The following is an 18,074-nucleotide window of genomic DNA, read 5'->3' as shown; positions in this document are numbered from 1 at the left end:
CTGGATCCATCAGGGGAGTGGTGAGAGAGATGGCCGGTTTCGCCATACTGCTTGCATTTCACTTGTTGGGCTTATGGATTCAGAAAGGAACATCGCTGCCGCTGCCGGCCAATGTGATCGGCCTTATCCTGTTTACGGCCTGCCTGTTCCTGAAAATCATCAAACTCGAGTGGGTCGAGGAATCGGCGCAGTTTCTGCTCAAGCACATGCTGCTGTTCTTCCTGCCGTTCGTCGTCGGCACGATGGTCTATTTCCGGGAAATCCGGGAATCCTGGCTGGCAATCATCGGCGGCCTGCTGCTCAGCACCTTGCTGTCGCTGGCGGTCACCGGATGGCTGACACAGTGGCTGGAGCGGAGGGAGACGCGGCATGAGTGAGTGGACGAGCCACCCGCTGTTCGGCGTGACGCTGACCGTAGGGGCGTACGCGCTGTCCTGCTGGGTACGGGACCGATGGTTCCGGCAGCTCCATCCGCTGCTGGCTGCTGCGACCGTGCTCATCGTGTTTCTGCTGTGCGCCGGAATTCCCTATGAGGACTACAATGCCGGCGGAAGCCTGGTATCTTTCTTCCTGGGACCGGCGACGATCGCGCTCGGCACGCTGATCTACAAGCATTGGCCGCTGGTGCGCAGGAAGATCGCCGCAATCCTGTCCGGCATGACCTTCGGCACGCTGTTCGGCATAGGGATTACGGCGCTCTTGCTGTGGCTGCTCGGCGGATCGCGGCCGGTGCTGCTCTCCATGCTGCCGAAGACCGTCACTTCGCCCGTCGCGGTGGAGATCGTGTCGCTGATCGGCGGCGTGCCGGAGATGGGCGCCGTGTTCACCGTGCTGACCGGACTGACGGGCAGCGTGCTCGGGCCGGCCTTGTCGCGCCTGGCGGGGATTCGCTCGGACATCGCCGTCGGCACGGCTTTCGGCACGACTTCCCACGGCATCGGCACCGCCCGCCTGCTGCTGGAGTCCGAGATCCAGGGCTCGATCAGCGGATTCGCCATGGCGGCCTCGGCGATTTTGACGCCGATCATCTTTGTGCCTGTTTATTGGTGGTTGTTGTAGCGAAGTTTCAGGGCGCATACGCCCCGAAGCTTCGTTTTTTTATATCTTTTTCATCATCTCGCAATAAAGGTCGGCGGATGAAATTGCATTCCATTGGATTGACAATGACGGAAGCCGGTGCTAAGCTGTTTTTCATTGAATAAAATATTTAATCAAAAACATTGAAAAGAGAGGGTGCATCGCAATGAAGGAAAGCTTTCAATCGCTGTTCAAGCCGTTTGTTTTCGCCAATGGCGTCCGGTTGTCGAATCGCATCGTCATGGCGCCGATGACGCACTCCTCTTCCAATGCGGACGGCACCGTATCGGAAGCGGAACTGCGCTATTACGCCCGCCGGGCCGGAAATGCGGGCATGGTGATCACAGGCTCCGCGGCGGTGGCGCCGAACGGCGGTTTTCCGGGATCGGCTGCGGCCGATCGGGACGAATTGATCCCCGGTCTGAGCGCCCTGGCTGCCGCCATCCAAGGCAAGGGGGCAAAAGCCGTCCTTCAGATCGCCCACGGAGGACGCAAATGCCCGCCCTTCATCCCCGATATCGTGAGCGCCAGCCCGGTGCCCGAAAGGGAGGGTGCTGTGGTGCCCCGCGAGTTGGCGGAGGAGGAAATACGGGCGATCGTTCGCGCTTTCGGCGAGGCGACCAGACGGGCGATCCAAGCCGGCTTTGACGGTGTGGAGATCCATGGGGCCAACGGGTTCTTGATTCAGCAGTTTTTTTCGCCCCATGCGAACAGGCGCAATGACAAATGGGGCGGATCGCTGGAGAACAGGATGGCTTTTCCGCTGGACGTGATACGGGAAGTGAAGCGGGTCGCAGCCCTGCATGCGGACAAACCTTTTGTAATCGGGTATCGCCTCACGCCGGAGGAGACGTTGACCCCGGGCATCACGTTGGCGGATACGCTTGAGCTGGTTGAAGCCATAGCCGCGGAACGGCTGGATTATCTGCATGTTTCGCAGAACGATTTCTGGTCCGTCCCGAACGGGGAAAGCGGCGGCCGGACGTATGTGGAAATCATACAGGAACGAGCCGGTGGGCAGATCCCCGTCATCGGCGCCGGATCGATTCGCGCGGCGGAGGAGGCTGTCCGGGCGCTGCAATCGGGAATTCCACTGATTGCCTTGGGACGTGAATTGGTGATGGAACCGGATTGGCTTGAAAAGATCGCTCAAGGAAGAGAAAATGAAATCAGAACGACACTTTCCAGGCACGACCAGCATCGTCTGGCCATACCGGACCCGCTGTGGGGGATCATCATGCGCGTTCCCGGTTGGTTCCCCGTCGAGCCGGAAGCATAAACAGGGAAAAGAGGGGAATGTCCGCGTTGAAAGTCGCATTGGTGCCCCGATTGTGCGTTGCCGTACTCACCTCCGTGATTTTGTCCGGGGCGGCCGGCATGCTGCTCATAAGCGCATATCAAGGATTTCACGTCAACTTTCTCATTCTGTTCACGTATATCACCCCGGCCGTGATGCTCGTCGGATTGCCAGTTTCAATTCTTATGGATGCCGTGCTGCAGCAATGGAAAATCCGGCATCCCGTGTTAAGGCTCTTTGCCGGGGCAGTGTTGTATGCGGGAGCCGGATTTGTCGGAACGTGTTTGTACATGCTCATCCTTACAGGCGCCATTTTTTCGGGGCAAGGGTGGCTTTCTCTGGCGGACTCGGACTTCTATCGGGGGATCCGGCCCTTCACACGGATTGGCGTAACTTCCGCCCTGCTGTTCTACACGCTCCATCAATTGTTGCATCCCATCCTTAGCCGGATGAAAATTTGACGACAGGTTTGCCAAGGGGGTGATCACCATTCCGCGGTCAGAAGCAGAGAACAAACGGATCAGAGAAGCGCAGCGCGAGAATATATTGGATGCGGCCAAAACGGTTTTTGCACGGAAGGGCTGGGCCATGACCATAACGGACATTGCGGCTGCCGCCAACGTGAGTCCGGGGCTGATTTATCATTATTTTCCAAACAAGGAAGCGATCGTTTGTGAACTTTTGAAGCAGACGCTGCAAACCGATGCGGATTTGTCTCAGCGCATCATGCAAGCCGGCGATACGCCGACGCAGCGGCTGGAAGCGCTCATCAACAGCATGCTCCAGCCCAGGCACCGTCAGGCGAGTCCGCTTGAAATCGCCGCCCAGGCAGCGAGAGGGGCCGCCGCGACAGGCAACAACCTTGAAATGATGAGAAGGATCTTCTCGAACCTGAAGGAAGATTCGACGGATGCCGCAGATTTGCGCGAATTGCTGATGAAAAGGTTCCAGACCGTCCGCGACACCATGATGGAACTGATCACCGAGGGACAGAAGCGCGGCGAGATCGTCCGGGACGCCCCTGAGAAGCTGGCCTTGATGATTTTCCAATGCATTCAGGGGCTGTCAACGCTGGCGTTGGAGAATCCGGAGGAATACGACAAGCATTACCCGTATACCGCTGTCATCATGCGCATGCTCAAGCCCTGACAGGCACGTTAATCCTGGTCTCAGGGACGACAGGAATTCTTAAAATCTGAGTTCATCAAGTTCAACGAGCGACTCGGCGATGGATTGAACCTGCTCTTCGGGAAGATACATGTAATCATCCATGAAAAAGTGCATCCCGTCCATCCGGAACCTGAAGAACCGGTGCTTGGGCGCAAAGTCCTCGCCGTTCAGCCATTCTCCGGTCGCTCCATTCCCCAGTTCCACTTGCCGGATATGCATCCCCTCCACGTCATCCCGGGCGTTCCCGCTTTGCTCCAGCCTCATGGATTTGTAATGCAGAATCAAGGTGTTCTCATGGAGTTCAACATCGGCGAGAGGGTTGCCTTCAACGGCCATTCGGGGCAGATACACCTTGGTCAAACCTGCCTGCGCCGCAAGTTTCGAAATCCGGTCCAATTGTTCGCTTGTATAATGGATTTCGGCCAGTTTGGCATCTGAATCCTGATGTTGAGCATCGGTCGGCGTTGGAGACGGTTCGTCGTTCGATTCAAATTGGGACATCACAAGGGAATCCGAATTGGTCTTGCCAGGTCCCGGATTCCCGGAGCACCCGCTTGCCATCACCATTCCGCTCAACACCGCGAGGGCAATAACTTTAGATGTGCACCTCTTCCGTTCCTTGACATCCATGGGCATCCACTCCGAGCTCTGACGGACTTTATTGGATAGTGTTTTTTTTAATGTGACGATGCATCGACGGATACGGTTCAGATGGCCCCATGCGAATGCATTATTTCTCGGGAAATAATGCTTGTACAGTACGGATCTCTGGTACTCCCTCATGACGGATATCCGACCCGGGATGCAGGAAATATTTCGTGGAAAAGTTCAACTTAGCAGATGTTTGGTCAGCTCATACAGCCGGAGCGCGTTCGTTCTGTCGAGCGTCGGCAGCGACAGATCGACGGGCCGGTCGCGGTCCCATGCGATGAGCGGCTGCGGCGGCGGGTCGTCCATCAGGCGGATCATCGGCTGAATGCTGCGCTCCACGGGCCGGGCGAACAGGCGGCCCATGAGCCGCATGACCGTTCTCCACGGCTGCTTGACGTGGTTCGTGCCGCTGTTCGTGTAGCCCGGGTGGATCAGCAGGAAGCGGGTTTTGCCGTGCTTGTGGTTTTCCGCATAGGCGACGCCGAGCAGATCGTTGGCCCGGCCTGCCTGCAGCGTCGCCCGAATCAGGCTGTATCCATGCTGCAGCGTCAGGTCGTCCCAGTGGATCGCTCCCTTCGTCATGCCGGTGCCGCCGACGCTGACGATGACCGGACGTTCGCCCCGCTCCAGCAACTCTGTCAAACCGTAGCTGAGCACGAAGCGGCTGACATAATACAACGCGAACGTGCTCTCGAAACCGTCCGGTGTCAACGTTCGCCGCGGATAGGTGCGCATCGCCGTCAGCACGAGTCCGTCAAGCTTGGAGTGTCGCGCCTTGACCTTGTCGATGACGAAGCGGTTGTCCGCAAGCTTCGTCAGATCGGCCTGGATGAACGCGGCCCGATCCGCGGCGCCGAGACGCGCCGCTTCCTCCAGAAATTGCTCGCCTCTCGCGCGATCGCTGCCGGTCACCGTCACCCGCGTTCCCCGGCGCAAATAATGCATGGCGAGTCCCCGGCCCATGCCGGATGTGCCTCCCGAGACGAAAAGATCGTCCATCGATCCAATCCCCTCTCTCCGAATTTTTCGATACTTGTCGACTAATCAACATTTATATAAGATATGCTAGAACGGGACCGGTCCCCGATCCATCCGCAAAACCGGGATGGTGTCGACTAATCGACAGTTCGGAGAAATCGGCGAAATTCCGGAAGAGGTGAGGAACGCATGAGGCGTGTGCGGAACAATGATCCGCGCGTCAAACGGACGAGGGCGATGATCAGGCAGTCATTCATCGATTTGCTGGCGGTCAAAGATTTCGAAGACATCACCGTACAGGATATTGTGGACCGCGCCGAACTGAACCGTGCGACCTTCTATAACCATTACCAGGACAAATACCAGCTTCTTGACGCGACGATGGCCGACCTGTTCGCCGAGACGCTGGCTTCCTGGATTCCGCAAGACGCGAATCTTCGGGGAGCCGAACTGGTGCGCCGCCTGATGCTGGCTGTCTGCCACTGGCAGGTTGAAACGACGCGGCGTCTGAATGCGAGGCGGACGTTGACCCAGGCCATGGAGGAAGGCGTAAAGCGGCAGTTGTACGGCGTCATCATGGACTGCCTGGATCAAGCGCAGCCGCCGCATGCGGACAGACGGCGACTGGAACGGGTGGCGACCATGATCAGCTGGTCGATCGTCGGCATCGTCGTCCAATGGAGCGCCCGCCGCGAGGAGACGGCTGAAGCATTGGCCGAGGAGGCGCTTCCGTACCTGATGTCTTTGATTGACAGGCTGTTCATGTCTTGACAGAGGAGGAGCGCGATGCGGCGAAAAGGCAAAAAAGGCATTGTCCCGCAGCCCGCAGCCGGAACAATGCCTTTTCCCGTTCTTTATTGAAGAAGACAGCCGACAATGACACCCGCGTCAACTGCCAAATAAATGCCGATGCAAACCGCACAGCCGGCCGGCCCTGTCACAGGGCAAACAAGTGAACAGGCCGCAAGCGCCGTTGCAACGATGCTTCCGTCCGCACCAAAATTTTGGAGACATTCCGCCACATCTTCCCAGTAGCCGAAAGGTCTCACCATCCCGTCACTATGGCCCGATATTCCATCCACAACATGGGAGCCGATCAACGCACCGTTGCTGTAAATTTTGATATCAAATGCATTTTCCGCCTCGTCAATGATGACTTCGTGTGCCTGAACGATGGTTCCGTCATTTGCGAAAGCGAAGGTTATTCCGCTGAGCGGCATAAAGTGGCCCGCCGATTCCCGGAAGGGAATAAACACATAATACGTCTTTACGTTCTCCAATTCCCCGTCGAATGCGGTTCCCCTGGCTCTGTCAAAATCAAATTTGCTTTTCGGTTCAACGGTTTCGATTTCGCCCTGATCCCATTTTTCGAGAATGACCTGTTGCAATTGCGAAAATTCCTCGTCAGTGAGTTCGACCGCATGATCGTGATACGTTGCGATCATCTCTGCAAACTGTTCCGTACTCGAAGAGGAGGAATGGGATGAATGGGCATTGCTGACACCATCGAAAACGGATATTACGCATAAAATCGATGAAAGCATCAAGACAAGAAATTTGCCGTACATTTTTCTCATGGAAATTTCCTCCTTTACCGGATTGATCGTTCACCGTACTTCGTCGCTTTGGGAATGACCGTCACCCATTCCGCGTTTGCTCTATAAACCCCTCCTTTCTATAAAACGCTTTCATTCTATATATTAGCATAAACTAGAATAAAATAGAATAATAAACTCTTTATGGATGCTGATGAAATCGGTACGTCCGAGACGAGCTCCGTCCTGCAACAGTGCGGGGTTCAATGGGGAAGGAAGAAAAGGACACCGGGCAAGCCGGTGTCCGGAAGGCAGCTCGGGGTTCAGCACGGACCATTTCAGCGGCCGACACGCCCGGGAAGGTTCCTGTCCTGTCAATATTTCCTCGACAACACGAACCAGGAGAGAAACAGCGTGGAACTGACGAGTGAGAGCATAATGAGGACGGCTTGTTTGACGCTGATCTCAAGATTGCCGTATTGTGTCAACAACCAAAGCACAACACAGTAAAACAGGGTGAGGATGGAGGTATAAAACGCGCCTTTTTGCCGAATATATTGGATTCTTTCGTCTTTGCGCTGCAGGTGAGGCGCCAAATCGGCCATGGTGAAACTGATGATCGCCAAACTTGCGATGACAAAGAAGTTTTCGAAATTTTTGGCGTCGCTGGTCATGAATTGAACCAGTGCCAGAAAGCCGCCTATCACCAGCCAGCCAAAGCCGAAGAGGATCAGCAGTTTTTTGGACAGCATGTCCGCACTCCTTTCTTATTCATCCAAAATGAAAATCTCTTCCACGGCGGTATGAAAAATGCGGGCGATTTTGATCGCAAGCGGCAGCGAAGGATTGTATTTGCCTTTTTCGATCGAAATGATGGTTTGCCGCGTCACCTCAAGCATCTCGGCCAATTTGTCCTGGGACAGATTGTATTTTTTTCGGTACTCCGGCAGTCTGTTTTTCAAATGTCCCACCCCGGATGTTCAATGATTCAAGTCAAGCCGAGCGTTCACTTCCATTTTAATGTAATGCAACCTTTACGTAAAGTGTCCTTTACACCAATCGTAAAGTTTTTGATTGATATATCCGAAATCAAGAGGTATAGTTGATATATCAAGATATGGTGATAAGGATGATGCACAAGATGAACGTCCCGCTGTACGAGCGAATATACAACCATTTATTAGAAAAAATCAAAAACGGCGAACTGACGAGCGGGGATCGGGTGCCGTCGGAGAAAGAACTGGCCGATCACTTCAACGTCAGCCGCATTACATCGAAGAAGGCGCTGGAGCTGCTGGCGCTCCAGAAGGTGATCGAACGGGTGCAGGGCAAAGGCTCGTTCGTCTCGCAAAACCTGCCGGACCTGGACAGTCTGAAGCCGCTGGATCCGAACGGGGACCAGGAAGAAGACGGTGCCAAGAACGCGCCGGCCCGGTCCGCGTCGCCGATGAAGACGATCGCCTTCATCCTGCCGGACTTCGCCGATTCCTACGGCCTCCGGCTCATTCATGGCGTCGAGGAGCGGTGCTCGCAGATCGGCGCCCGCATGTTCATCAAGCTGACCTACGACAACCGCGAAGAGGAAGAGGAAGCGATCCGTTCCTTCATGCATCTCGGCGTTGACGGCATCGTCATTTTCCCGGTGCATGGCGAACATTACAACCCCGAGCTCGTCCGGCTGGTGCTGGACAAATTCCCGGTCGTGCTGATCGACCGCTATCTGAAAGGGATCGCCACCGCCGCGGTCTACACGGACAACCGGCAGGCCGCGTTCGAGCTGACCGACCGCCTGATCCAGCGCGGGCATACGCAGATCGGCTTCATATCCGCGCCGGCGGACAACACGTCGACGATCGAGGACCGGATCATCGGCTTCACGATGGCGTTCGCGAAGCGCGGGTTGAGCCTTCCGCCGGGCCACATGATGACGAATCTGTACAGTTCGCTGCCGCGCTCCTTCGAGAGCCGCAACATCAGCGTCGACATCGAGACGGTGAGGCGATTTGTCGAAGGGAATCCGCATCTGACGGCATTCGTCGTCGCGGAGTACAACCTCGCGCTCATCGTGCACCAGGCGCTGATCAGTCTCGGCAAGCGGATTCCCGAAGACTGTCAGATCGTCTGCTTCGATTCCCCGGACGAGCCGTTCGGCAACCACCGGTTCACGCATGTGCGGCAGGACGAATTTGCGATGGGCCGCAAAGCCGTGGATCTGCTGGAGAAGCTGTGGGACGGGGAAGAAGTCCAGATGCACAACATAATCCCGTACCGGATCATTGAAGGTTCGTCGACACGCTGAGTTCCCCAAAAGTCAGCCGCCCAAACCGAAAAGGCAAGCCCGGAAGTCGATTCCGGGCTTTTTGCACCTCTTTCCGCCCTCGAAAATAATATACCAAATTCGACAAACAAATATATTGACATATCATTATTGCGTCTTTAATATAATAACTGTAAGCGCTTATCATTCTGGTTGTGGGGGTTGTGACCATGAAACGACTGGGCAGCGTTTTACTCACGATGGTTCTGATTGCGGCGCTGACGCTGTTGGCCGCCTGCGGCAAGAACGACGGCGCCGGTTCCGGCGGGAACGGCCAGGGCGGAGGTTCATCGGGCGGGTCGAACGACGGGAAGTCTTCGGCTTCGGGCGGCAAACCGGTGGAGCTCACCTTCTGGGGTGACTGGGGCGGCGAAGGCCAGAAGCAGTTCGAGACGATGGTGGACGCCTTCAACAAGTCCCAGGACCGGATCCGCGTGAAGTACGTGCTGCAGCAGGATATGATCACCAAGTTCCTGACCGCCGCCACTTCGGGCGGATCGCCGGACATCCTGTTCTGGGACCGGTGGAGAACGTCGCTCTATGCGCCGAAGAACGTGCTGCACCCGATCGACGAGTACATGGACCGGGACGGCATATCGCGGGACGATTTTTACGGCGAAGCTTTGAAAGAGCTTTCATACGACGGGAAGCTGTACGGTCTGCCCTTGACGGTGGATGCGCGCGCGCTGTTCTACAACAAGAAGCTGCTCGAAGAAGCGGGCGTGGAGCCGCCCGCAACCTGGGATGAACTCCGGGAAGCGGCCCGCAAACTGACGAAATGGAACGGCAACAAGCTGGAAGTATCCGGATTCTCGCTGTCGGACGTCGGGCTGTTCAACATGTATCTCCAGCAGGCCGGCGGCACGATGATCACGGAAGACGGCAAGACCAACTTCAACAATGAGCAGGGACTTTCCGTCCTCCGGTTCTGGGACCAGCTGCTCAACGAAGACAAGGTGTACAAGATCGGTTTCGAGCAGGGGCTGGGCGAAGGACAGGACGTGTTCGTCACCGGCAAGATGGCGATGCACTACACGGGCCCGTGGATGCTCAGCACTTACAAGAAATACGGCAACGAGCTGGACTTCGGCATCGTGCCGCCGCCGGCCGGACCGAACGGCGACCGCGGCAGCGTGATGGGCGGATTCGGCCTTGTCATTCCGGAAGGCTCGAAGCACAAGGAAGAAGCCTGGGAGTTCATCAAGTGGTGGCTGGCGAACAAGGACAACGCGCTGCTGTGGGCGAAGACCAGCCTCAACATCCCCGGTTTCAAGCCGGCGCTCGAAGATCCGTTCTTCGCGGACGATCCGTTCTGGAAGCCGTTCCTTGAAACGCTGGAATTCGCGAAGATCCGTCCGCAGCATCCCGGATATTCCGTGATGGAAGTCGACGGACTCATCCCGAATCTGCAGCTGTTCATGAATGGCGATCTCAGCGCGGAAGAAGCGCTCGGCAAGGCGCAGGAACAAGGCGACCGGCTGCTCAGAGAGAACGCCGACGTCAAGTAACGGACATGAGGGGAGGCTTGCCCTCCCCTTTTTCATCCCAACCCGGAGGTGCCAGACATCATGACCCAAATGTTGAAAACGCCGCAATCGGTCATTCGGCTGATCGAGACGGTTCGCCGGAGACTGGCCGACATGCCCGAAGCGGCCGACATTTTCGCAACCTGCATGCAAAATACGCTCCAACGCACGATCCAACGACTGCCCGACGGCACCACGTACATCATCACAGGGGACATTCCGGCCATGTGGCTGCGCGATTCCGCCGCGCAGGTCCGTCCCTATATCCTGCTGGCGAAGGAAGACGAGGAGATCGCCGGCATGATTCTCGGGCTGATCGAGAGGCAGTTCCGGTTCATTCGGCTCGATCCGTACGCGAACGCGTTCAACGCCGCCCCGAACGGTCAGGGCCACCAGAGCGACATCACGGAGATGAATCCGTGGATCTGGGAGCGGAAATACGAGATCGACTCGCTCTGCTATCCGATCCAGCTCAGCTGGCTGCTGTGGAAAAACGCCGGATTGACCGCGCAATTCAACGGGACGTTCCGCCAGGCGGTCGATCTGATCCTCGAGGTGTGGCGGCGGGAGCAGCATCATGAACGCGATTCTTCCTATCGCTTCCAGCGCCTGAATGGCGTGCCGACCGACACGCTGATCCGGGACGGCCGGGGGGCGGAGACGCGCTACACCGGCATGACCTGGTCCGGTTTCCGGCCGAGCGACGACGCCTGCACCTACGGCTATCTTGTTCCTTCCAATATGTTCGCGGTGGTCGTGCTGCGCTATCTGCAGGAGATCGGCCGGGACGTGCTGAAGGACGAGGCGCTCGTGCAACGCGCGGCTTCGCTGGCCGCCGAGATCGACCGCGGCATCCGGGAGTTCGCCGTTTGCGAGCATCCGGAGTTCGGCCCGATATACGCTTATGAATGCGACGGAATGGGCGGGTATGTATGGATGGACGACGCGAACGTGCCGAGCCTGCTGTCCATTCCGTACCTCGGCTACACCGGCGCCGACGATCCCGTCTACCTGAACACGCGGAAGTTCATCCTGAGCAAGCACAATCCCTATTACTACGAGGGAAGCGCGGGGCGGGGCATCGGCAGTCCCCACACGCCGGCCGGCTACGTCTGGCATATCGCGATCGCCATGGAAGGACTGACGACGGGCGATCCGGAGGAGAAGAAGCGCAAGCTCCGGCTGATGGTCGAGACCGACGGCGGCGCCGGCATGATGCACGAAAGTTTCGACGCCAATGACCCGGCCCGTTTTACGAGGGAATGGTTTTCCTGGGCCAACATGATGTTCTGCGAACTGGCGCTTGACATCTGCGGCATCCGCATCGAGAAGTGAGCGCATGGAGATGCAAGGGAGGGGTTCACCGTGTCATCCATGAAATCCCTTGGACGGCATGAAGCGCGGACGGCCTACGTGTTCATCACGCCGACGATGCTGTTGTTCACCGTCTTTACGGTCATCCCGGTGGTCATGGCGCTGTACCTCAGCTTTACGGATTACGACGTCCTGAACCGGATGAACTGGGTCGGCTTCGCCAACTACGAGCGGTTGATCCACGACGACCTGCTGTGGCGGACGTTCCGGAACGTGCTGTATTACGCCGTGCTTTTCATCCCGCTGAACATTGCGATTTCGCTGGCGATCGCCCTGCTGCTGAACCGGGCCGGCCTCGGCGTCAAGCTGTTCCGGACGGCCGCCTATCTGCCCACGCTGACGTCGGCCGTCGCGGCGGCGACGGTATGGCTGTGGCTGCTCCATCCGGAGTACGGCCTGGTGAACGCGCTGCTCGGCTATCTCGGCATCACCGGTCCGGCGTGGCTCGCGCAGACCAACACCGCGATGCCCTCGATCGTGATGGTGACGCTCTGGCAGTCCGTCGGCGCGAACATGGTCATCTATCTGGCCGGGCTCCAGGGCGTTCCCGAATACATGTACGAAGCCGCGCGGCTGGAAGGGGCGAACCGGTTCCAAAGCTTCCGCTACATCACCTGGCCCCAGCTCAAGCCGACGACGTTTCTCGTGAGCACGATGTCCATCATCGGCGCGCTGCAGCTTTTCGACCAGGCGTTCGTGCTGACGCAGGGCGGGCCCGCCAATGCGACGAAGACGCCCGTCTATCTGATCTACCAGCAAGGGTTCAACCAGCTGCAGATGGGGTACGCCTCGGCGCAGGCTTTCGTGCTGGCGCTGTCCATCCTGATCTTCTCCATTCTGAATATGCGGATCTCGAAATCCGACGAAACGTTTGTCTAGGAGGATGAGACTGATGCGCGCCCATGACATTGGCAGCTCGCCGTTTTCGCGAAACGTACGCGCCGCGGTCTTCTATATCCTGGCGATCGCGATGTCCGTCTTCATGTTCCTGCCGTTCTTCTGGAGCCTGATGACGTCGATCAAGCCGGATGAGGAAATCTTCTCCCTTCCGATCCGCTGGCTGCCTTCCCATATCACCTTCGAGCATTACCAGAACGCCTTCCGGACCGTGCCGTTCGGATTGTATTTCTGGAACTCGTTCTTTCTCGCGACGATGGGGGTGCTGACAAACCTGTTCTTCGGCTCGCTCAGCGGGTACGCGTTCGCAAAGCTCCGGTTCCGGCTGAACAAGCCGCTCTTCGCCATCCTGCTCGCCGCGATGATGATCCCGGGCGTCGTGACGCTCATCCCGAGCTTCTTCGTGCTGAAACATCTGCCGCTGCTCGGGGGCAACGACATCCTCGGGCGCGGCGGGTTCGGCCTGATCAACTCGTTCTGGGGCGTCATTCTCCCCGGCGCTTCCGGCTCGTTCGCGGTGTTCTTCATGCGCCAGTTCTTCCTGACGCTGCCGAGCGACCTGATGGAGATGGCGCGCATTGAGGGGGCAGGCGAGTTCCGGATCTTCTGGCGGATCTACCTGCCGCTGACGAAGCCCGCCCTGGCGACGCTCGGCATCTTCACCTTCCAGGCCGGCTGGAATGCGTTCCTGTGGCCGATGATCGTGCTGAACGATCCCGCGAAGCATACGATCCAGATGGGGCTGCAGGCGTTCTCGTACAATTACCAGACGGACTACGGCCCGATGATGGCCGGCGCGCTCGTCGCCGTGCTGCCGATCCTGATCCTGTTTCTCTTCCTGCAGCGCTACTTCACCCAGGGCATCGCCTTCAGCGGGATCAAAGGGTGAGCGCGGCCATGGCACGGAAACGGAGGACATGGTTGACGATTGCGGCGGTTGTTGCGGGACTGCTCGTTGCCGCAGGCGTATGGGTCTGCACGGCGGTCTTCGGCGGCGAGCGGGGCGGACGCGGCGGCGGTCTCTGGTCGGCGCGCGCCGAACTTGCGCAGCAGGAGCTGCTCCAACAGTTCTGGGACGAGAAGCGGGGGCTTCACAACAACGCAGCCCCCTGCATGCTGCAGCTGTGCACCGATCCGTTCCATTACTGGTGGCAGGCCCACGCGCTCGACACGCTGGTTGACGGTTACGCCCGAACGAAGGACGACGGCTACCGGCAGCGGATTGACGCGATGTACCAGGGGATTCTGGATCGGAACACCATTTTTCCCAACGCCTATTACGACGATATGGAATGGATGGCCCTCGCCTGGCTGCGGGCTTATGACCAGATCGGCGACGAGCGGTACAAGGAAGCCGCGCTCATCCTCTGGGAAGACATCCTGACGGGATGGAACGACGAGATGGGCGGCGGCATCGCCTGGCGGAAGGAGCAGCTCGACTACAAAAATACGCCCGCCAACGCCCCCGCTGTCATCCTCGGCGCGAGGCTCTACGACCGATTCGGCGACGAGCAATATCTCGAATGGGCGAAGCGCATTTTCGAGTGGCAGCGGCAGACGCTCGTCGACCCCGAGACGGGCCTCGTATGGGACGGCATCAACCGGCAGGGCGACGGCCGGATCGACAAGGATTGGAAGTTCACGTATTGCCAGGGGGTCTACATCGGCGCGGCGGTCGAGCTCTACCGCGCGACGGGGGACCGGAGCTACCTGGATGAAGCGTGGAAGACGGCCGCGTATGTCGAGCGGCAGATGACGAGCCCCGCCACGGGCATGCTGCCCTCCGAAGGCGACGGCGACGGCGCGCTGTTCAAGGGCATTCTGGTGCGGTACCTGACCGAGCTGATCAAAGAAGACCCCGGCCGGGCGGACGGACTGGTGCGGATGCTGCTCACCAACGGCGAAAGTCTGTGGGTGTACGGCAAACATCCGGATGCCGCGCTGTTCAGCAACTCCTGGGCGCAGACGCCGGATGCGGTCGTGCAGCTCAGCACGCAGCTCAGCGGCATGATGCTGCTCGAAATGCTCGCGGTGCTGGAACAACTTGAGATGCTTGACATCGGATGACGGGAGCGGATGAGATGAAAGCCGATGAATGCCGGCGCAGGGCGGACGAGGCGCAGCAGGCGCTCGATGCGATGTTCTGGAATGATGCGATCCGGATGTACAATATCGCAACGCCCTGTCCCGACGGGAAATGCAACACGATTTTCCACTACTGGTGGATGGCGCACGCGGTCGAGAATTTGACGGATGCGTTCGAACGCACCGGCGATCCGCTGTATGAGCAACGGCTCCGCCAGATCTATGACGGTCTGCTGGAACGGAACGGCGGCACATGGATCAACGAGCTGTACGACGACATGGAATGGATGGCGATCGCCTGGCTCCGCGCCTATCAGGCAACCGGCGACGAACGGTACAAGGCCGCGGTTCTGGAGCTGTGGGCGGACATCCGGGGCGGGTGGAACGACCATTGCGGCGGCGGTATCGCCTGGCGGAAATCGCAGCCGGATTACAAGAACACGCCGGCGAACGCGCCGGCGGCCATTCTGGCGGCGCGGCTGTACCGGGCGTTCGGCCGGGAATCGGATCTGGAATGGGCGCTGCGCATCCATGAGTGGCAGCTCCGCCATCTGGTCGATCCCGAGTCCGGATTCGTGTGGGATGGGATGAACCGCCTCGGCGACGGGGCGATCGACAAGGATTGGAAGTTCACGTACTGTCAGGGCGTGTTCATCGGCGCGGCGCTGGAACTGTATCGCATGACGGGGGTCGAAGCGTACCGGGATCAGGCGCTGCGGACCGCCGCGGCGGCGAAAGCGGTGCTGGCGTCTCCCGAAGGCGTGCTGCCCCCGGAAGGCGGCGGCGACGGCGGGTTGTTCAAAGGCATTTTCGTCCGGTATCTCGCCCTGCTCGCCGCGGAAGCTGCGGCAACCGGGGAAGCGGCACCGTGGATCGGGCTGCTGGAGACGAACGCGGAGTCGCTGTGGCGGCGCGGCCGCCTCGATGGAGACCGGCCGCTGTTCGGCGAGCGCTGGGACGCGCCGGCGGGATATCCGGTCGAACTGTCGACGCAGCTGAGCGGCGTCATGCTGCTCGAGGCGATGACGCGGATTGCATAAAGGGAAGGGGCCGTTCCCATGAGGGGCGGCCCCTGAATGGTTGCGCGGTTACAGGGAGGCGACGGCTTCAATCAGCATGATTCCGCTGAGCTGGGCGCACAATTGCACGACCCTTTCGGGCCGGTCCTTCCAGCTCCGGCTGATCAGGCCCTTCTCATCCCGTCCCTGCCGCCACAGCGTCTCGGCGTTGTGCAGCATCATCCGGCGGATGTCCGACAGCTCCGGCCGAATGCGGAGCAGCTCCCGCAAATAGCGGATGTAGATCCCTTTGAACAGCCCGCAATCGTCCTTGCCTTCGTCGGGAAGCATGCCGTCCGGCAGGACGAAACGCTCCAATGAAGTTTTCGCCGTGCGCAGCGCATCGTCCAGGTACGTCCGGTCTCCGGTGATGCGGTACAATTCGATGCCGGCTCCGAGAAATACGCCCTGGCAGTACGTGTATTCCCAGTCTTTGTCGATCTTGCCGTCGCCCAGCCGGTTGATGCCGTCCCAGACGAAACCGGTGTCCGGGTCCACCAGCGTGTCCTTGTTGTATTGATAGATTTTCCGGGCCCATTCCAGATCTTCGGGGCGCCGGAACCGCTGGTACAGCCGGGAAGCGAGAATGCTGGCGGGCGCGTTGGCCGGGGTGTTCTTGTAATCGAGCTGATCTTTCTTCCACGCCATGCCGCCGCCCATATGGCCGTTCCATGCCGTTTTGATGCTTTCCCAGAGCACCAGCACCGCTTCCTTGTAATCCTCGCGGCCCGTCGCGTCGTACACGCGCAGCAGCGCGAGCGCCATCCACTCCATGTCGTCGTAGTAATTGTGCAGCAGCGTCTCGCCGTTCAATTGCCGGACGCCGGCGACGACCCGGTCGATCCGGTCCAGGTAGCTGTGCTTGCGGGTTCGTTCGTATCCGTCGACCAGCACGTCGACGACATGGGCATGCCACCAATAAATCAGATGATCATTGCAATTTCCGCCGCAGGGCGCGAGCTGGTTCATGATCTGAAGTTCGGGATTCCAGAAGTTGTAAATCAATTCCTCCTGGGCGGTCTCCGCACGGATTTTCCAATCCGCCTGGCTGGTTTCGGTCAGCACTTGATTGTCCACGGTTTCGATCTCCCCTCGGTATTTCTGCCGTTATGGTGGGTCATGCAGTGATCCAACCGCCAATAGACAGCGCTTACAAACATTTTAGTACATATATTGATATAATGTCAATTATATTAATATTACAAGTCATGTCGAAATATCTCCGGGAAGAACAGCCTCATCCGGACGCGGTCCGGAGCCGGATGGTTCCATTTTCCGCCCGGAATGAAATCGATTAAATCTGTGGGGGGGAATCCTTTAATTTCTCACATTGAACAGAATGCGCTTACATCCTATAATTTACCTGCAAAGGAGGTGTATGTAAAATGCATACGGCATTTGACACCGGTTGATTGTTGGTCGGTTGGGAAGCGCTATCATATCAAAATCACATTTTGACAGGAGGGAAAAGTAATGTTCAAGAAAAAGAAACTGATGGCGGTGCTGGTGGCCGTGGCGATGGTATCCGCATTGTTCGCCGTAAATGGCGCCAGCGCGAACACGTACTGGCAATATTGGACGGACGGCATCGGGTATGTGAACGCGACGAACGGACAAGGCGGCAACTACAGCGTAAGCTGGAGCAACAGCGGCAACTTCGTCATCGGCAAGGGCTGGCAATACGGTGCGCACAACCGGGTTGTCAACTACAACGCCGGCGCATGGCAGCCGAACGGCAACGCGTATCTGACGCTGTACGGCTGGACGCGCAACCCGCTCATCGAATACTACGTCGTCGACAGCTGGGGCAGCTACCGCCCGACCGGCGACTACCGGGGCAGCGTGTACAGCGACGGCGCATGGTATGACCTCTATCACAGCTGGCGCTACAACGCACCGTCCATCGACGGCACGCAGACGTTCCAACAATACTGGAGCGTTCGTCAGCAGAAACGCCCGACGGGCAGCAACGTCTCCATCACGTTCGAGAACCACGTGAACGCATGGGGCGCTGCCGGCATGCCGATGGGCAGCAGCTGGTCTTACCAGGTGCTCGCAACCGAAGGCTATTACAGCAGCGGATACTCCAACGTCACGGTTTGGTAATGA

The 18,074-nt window shown here is 58.4% G+C and carries 20 protein-coding genes; 14 read left to right on the top strand and 6 right to left on the bottom strand.

Going from position 1 to position 18,074, the window contains the following annotated elements:
• Positions 1 to 29: 29 nt before the first annotated feature.
• From KJQ12_RS04340 to KJQ12_RS04320, 5 genes are all read left to right on the top strand, one after another.
• Positions 30 to 377, top strand: coding sequence for a CidA/LrgA family protein (locus tag KJQ12_RS04340; protein ID WP_213483652.1), 348 nt, complete (start codon positions 30 to 32; stop codon positions 375 to 377).
• Positions 370 to 1,059 carry an LrgB family protein gene (locus tag KJQ12_RS04335; protein ID WP_213483651.1) on the top strand — a complete coding sequence of 230 codons (690 nt, stop codon included), beginning with the start codon at positions 370 to 372 and terminating at the stop codon, positions 1,057 to 1,059. Before KJQ12_RS04340 ends, KJQ12_RS04335 begins: the two co-directional genes overlap by 8 nt.
• Before the next feature lie 184 nt (positions 1,060 to 1,243).
• A complete protein-coding gene (locus KJQ12_RS04330; RefSeq protein WP_213483650.1) occupies positions 1,244 to 2,356 on the top strand; it encodes an NADH-dependent flavin oxidoreductase in 1,113 nt (370 codons plus the stop codon).
• A 26-nt stretch (positions 2,357 to 2,382) separates the two neighbouring features.
• On the top strand, positions 2,383 to 2,835 hold the full coding sequence (locus KJQ12_RS04325) for a hypothetical protein (RefSeq protein ID WP_213483649.1): 453 nt from the start codon (positions 2,383 to 2,385) through the stop codon (positions 2,833 to 2,835).
• A gap of 19 nt (positions 2,836 to 2,854) precedes the next feature.
• Complete coding sequence (locus tag KJQ12_RS04320; protein ID WP_213483648.1) at positions 2,855 to 3,523, top strand: TetR/AcrR family transcriptional regulator; 669 nt, start codon at positions 2,855 to 2,857, stop codon at positions 3,521 to 3,523.
• 39 nt (positions 3,524 to 3,562) lie between these two features.
• Here the strand turns inward: KJQ12_RS04320 and KJQ12_RS04315 are convergent, their stop codons facing one another.
• Together KJQ12_RS04315 and KJQ12_RS04310 are read right to left on the bottom strand one after the other, a co-directional pair.
• Positions 3,563 to 4,174 (bottom strand): hypothetical protein, encoded by a 612-nt coding sequence (locus tag KJQ12_RS04315; RefSeq protein WP_213483647.1) that lies wholly within the window; start codon positions 4,172 to 4,174, stop codon positions 3,563 to 3,565.
• A gap of 198 nt (positions 4,175 to 4,372) precedes the next feature.
• Positions 4,373 to 5,194 (bottom strand): SDR family NAD(P)-dependent oxidoreductase, encoded by an 822-nt coding sequence (locus KJQ12_RS04310; RefSeq protein ID WP_213483646.1) that lies wholly within the window; start codon positions 5,192 to 5,194, stop codon positions 4,373 to 4,375.
• A 168-nt stretch (positions 5,195 to 5,362) separates the two neighbouring features.
• Between KJQ12_RS04310 and KJQ12_RS04305 the strand changes: the two genes are divergently transcribed.
• Complete coding sequence (locus tag KJQ12_RS04305; protein ID WP_015253728.1) at positions 5,363 to 5,944, top strand: TetR family transcriptional regulator; 582 nt, start codon at positions 5,363 to 5,365, stop codon at positions 5,942 to 5,944.
• A gap of 83 nt (positions 5,945 to 6,027) precedes the next feature.
• Here KJQ12_RS04305 and KJQ12_RS04300 read toward each other — a convergent pair whose 3' ends face one another.
• The 3 genes from KJQ12_RS04300 to KJQ12_RS04290 all read right to left on the bottom strand — a co-directional run bounded on the left by KJQ12_RS04300 (position 6,028) and on the right by KJQ12_RS04290 (position 7,670).
• On the bottom strand, positions 6,028 to 6,750 hold the full coding sequence (locus KJQ12_RS04300) for a hypothetical protein (RefSeq protein ID WP_213483645.1): 723 nt from the start codon (positions 6,748 to 6,750) through the stop codon (positions 6,028 to 6,030).
• Between the two features lie 332 nt (positions 6,751 to 7,082).
• Entirely contained in the window at positions 7,083 to 7,460 is a 378-nt protein-coding gene (locus KJQ12_RS04295) for a hypothetical protein (protein ID WP_213483644.1), read from the bottom strand.
• Positions 7,461 to 7,475: 15 nt separating this feature from the next.
• Positions 7,476 to 7,670, bottom strand: a complete 195-nt coding sequence (locus KJQ12_RS04290) for a helix-turn-helix transcriptional regulator (RefSeq protein ID WP_015253731.1) — start codon at positions 7,668 to 7,670, stop codon at positions 7,476 to 7,478.
• Positions 7,671 to 7,849: 179 nt separating this feature from the next.
• On the opposite strand from KJQ12_RS04290, the gene KJQ12_RS04285 reads away from it, so the two are divergent.
• From KJQ12_RS04285 to KJQ12_RS04255, 7 genes are all read left to right on the top strand, one after another.
• Positions 7,850 to 9,007 (top strand): GntR family transcriptional regulator, encoded by a 1,158-nt coding sequence (locus tag KJQ12_RS04285; protein ID WP_213483643.1) that lies wholly within the window; start codon positions 7,850 to 7,852, stop codon positions 9,005 to 9,007.
• A 188-nt stretch (positions 9,008 to 9,195) separates the two neighbouring features.
• Entirely contained in the window at positions 9,196 to 10,533 is a 1,338-nt protein-coding gene (locus tag KJQ12_RS04280; protein ID WP_213483642.1) for an ABC transporter substrate-binding protein, read from the top strand.
• Positions 10,534 to 10,593: 60 nt separating this feature from the next.
• Complete coding sequence (locus KJQ12_RS04275) at positions 10,594 to 11,886, top strand: glycoside hydrolase family 125 protein (protein ID WP_015253734.1); 1,293 nt, start codon at positions 10,594 to 10,596, stop codon at positions 11,884 to 11,886.
• A gap of 39 nt (positions 11,887 to 11,925) precedes the next feature.
• On the top strand, positions 11,926 to 12,804 hold the full coding sequence (locus tag KJQ12_RS04270; protein WP_213483680.1) for a carbohydrate ABC transporter permease: 879 nt from the start codon (positions 11,926 to 11,928) through the stop codon (positions 12,802 to 12,804).
• A 28-nt stretch (positions 12,805 to 12,832) separates the two neighbouring features.
• Positions 12,833 to 13,711: a carbohydrate ABC transporter permease gene (locus KJQ12_RS04265; protein WP_425315958.1), complete on the top strand. Its 879-nt coding sequence runs from the start codon at positions 12,833 to 12,835 to the stop codon at positions 13,709 to 13,711.
• Positions 13,712 to 13,719: 8 nt separating this feature from the next.
• Positions 13,720 to 14,889, top strand: a complete 1,170-nt coding sequence (locus KJQ12_RS04260) for a glycoside hydrolase family 76 protein (RefSeq protein WP_244860414.1) — start codon at positions 13,720 to 13,722, stop codon at positions 14,887 to 14,889.
• A 14-nt stretch (positions 14,890 to 14,903) separates the two neighbouring features.
• Positions 14,904 to 15,947, top strand: coding sequence for a glycoside hydrolase family 76 protein (locus KJQ12_RS04255; RefSeq protein ID WP_213483640.1), 1,044 nt, complete (start codon positions 14,904 to 14,906; stop codon positions 15,945 to 15,947).
• Between the two features lie 48 nt (positions 15,948 to 15,995).
• On the opposite strand, the gene KJQ12_RS04250 is transcribed toward KJQ12_RS04255, so the two are convergent.
• Positions 15,996 to 17,042: a glycoside hydrolase family 76 protein gene (locus tag KJQ12_RS04250; protein WP_244860413.1), complete on the bottom strand. Its 1,047-nt coding sequence runs from the start codon at positions 17,040 to 17,042 to the stop codon at positions 15,996 to 15,998.
• Positions 17,043 to 17,438: 396 nt separating this feature from the next.
• Between KJQ12_RS04250 and KJQ12_RS04245 the strand changes: the two genes are divergently transcribed.
• Positions 17,439 to 18,071 (top strand): glycoside hydrolase family 11 protein, encoded by a 633-nt coding sequence (locus KJQ12_RS04245; RefSeq protein WP_015253740.1) that lies wholly within the window; start codon positions 17,439 to 17,441, stop codon positions 18,069 to 18,071.
• Positions 18,072 to 18,074: the final 3 nt, after the last annotated feature.

The sequence above is a fragment of the Thermobacillus xylanilyticus genome, from assembly GCF_907165215.1.
Lineage (GTDB): Bacteria > Bacillota > Bacilli > Paenibacillales > Paenibacillaceae > Thermobacillus > Thermobacillus xylanilyticus.
This window is presented reverse-complemented; position numbering and strand designations above follow the sequence as displayed.

Bases quoted from the DNA above. Each gene is read 5' to 3' on its own strand.
- KJQ12_RS04340 (WP_213483652.1), top strand. From the start codon at position 30: ATGGCCGGTTTCGCCATACTGCTTGCATTTCACTTGTTGGGCTTATGG.
- KJQ12_RS04335 (WP_213483651.1), top strand. From the start codon at position 370: ATGAGTGAGTGGACGAGCCACCCGCTGTTCGGCGTGACGCTGACCGTA.
- KJQ12_RS04330 (WP_213483650.1), top strand. From the start codon at position 1,244: ATGAAGGAAAGCTTTCAATCGCTGTTCAAGCCGTTTGTTTTCGCCAAT.
- KJQ12_RS04315 (WP_213483647.1), bottom strand. From the start codon at position 4,174: ATGGATGTCAAGGAACGGAAGAGGTGCACATCTAAAGTTATTGCCCTC.
- KJQ12_RS04310 (WP_213483646.1), bottom strand. From the start codon at position 5,194: ATGGACGATCTTTTCGTCTCGGGAGGCACATCCGGCATGGGCCGGGGA.
- KJQ12_RS04305 (WP_015253728.1), top strand. From the start codon at position 5,363: ATGAGGCGTGTGCGGAACAATGATCCGCGCGTCAAACGGACGAGGGCG.
- KJQ12_RS04300 (WP_213483645.1), bottom strand. From the start codon at position 6,750: ATGAGAAAAATGTACGGCAAATTTCTTGTCTTGATGCTTTCATCGATT.
- KJQ12_RS04295 (WP_213483644.1), bottom strand. From the start codon at position 7,460: ATGCTGTCCAAAAAACTGCTGATCCTCTTCGGCTTTGGCTGGCTGGTG.
- KJQ12_RS04285 (WP_213483643.1), top strand. From the start codon at position 7,850: ATGAACGTCCCGCTGTACGAGCGAATATACAACCATTTATTAGAAAAA.
- KJQ12_RS04280 (WP_213483642.1), top strand. From the start codon at position 9,196: ATGAAACGACTGGGCAGCGTTTTACTCACGATGGTTCTGATTGCGGCG.
- KJQ12_RS04275 (WP_015253734.1), top strand. From the start codon at position 10,594: ATGACCCAAATGTTGAAAACGCCGCAATCGGTCATTCGGCTGATCGAG.
- KJQ12_RS04270 (WP_213483680.1), top strand. From the start codon at position 11,926: ATGAAATCCCTTGGACGGCATGAAGCGCGGACGGCCTACGTGTTCATC.
- KJQ12_RS04260 (WP_244860414.1), top strand. From the start codon at position 13,720: ATGGCACGGAAACGGAGGACATGGTTGACGATTGCGGCGGTTGTTGCG.
- KJQ12_RS04255 (WP_213483640.1), top strand. From the start codon at position 14,904: ATGAAAGCCGATGAATGCCGGCGCAGGGCGGACGAGGCGCAGCAGGCG.
- KJQ12_RS04245 (WP_015253740.1), top strand. From the start codon at position 17,439: ATGTTCAAGAAAAAGAAACTGATGGCGGTGCTGGTGGCCGTGGCGATG.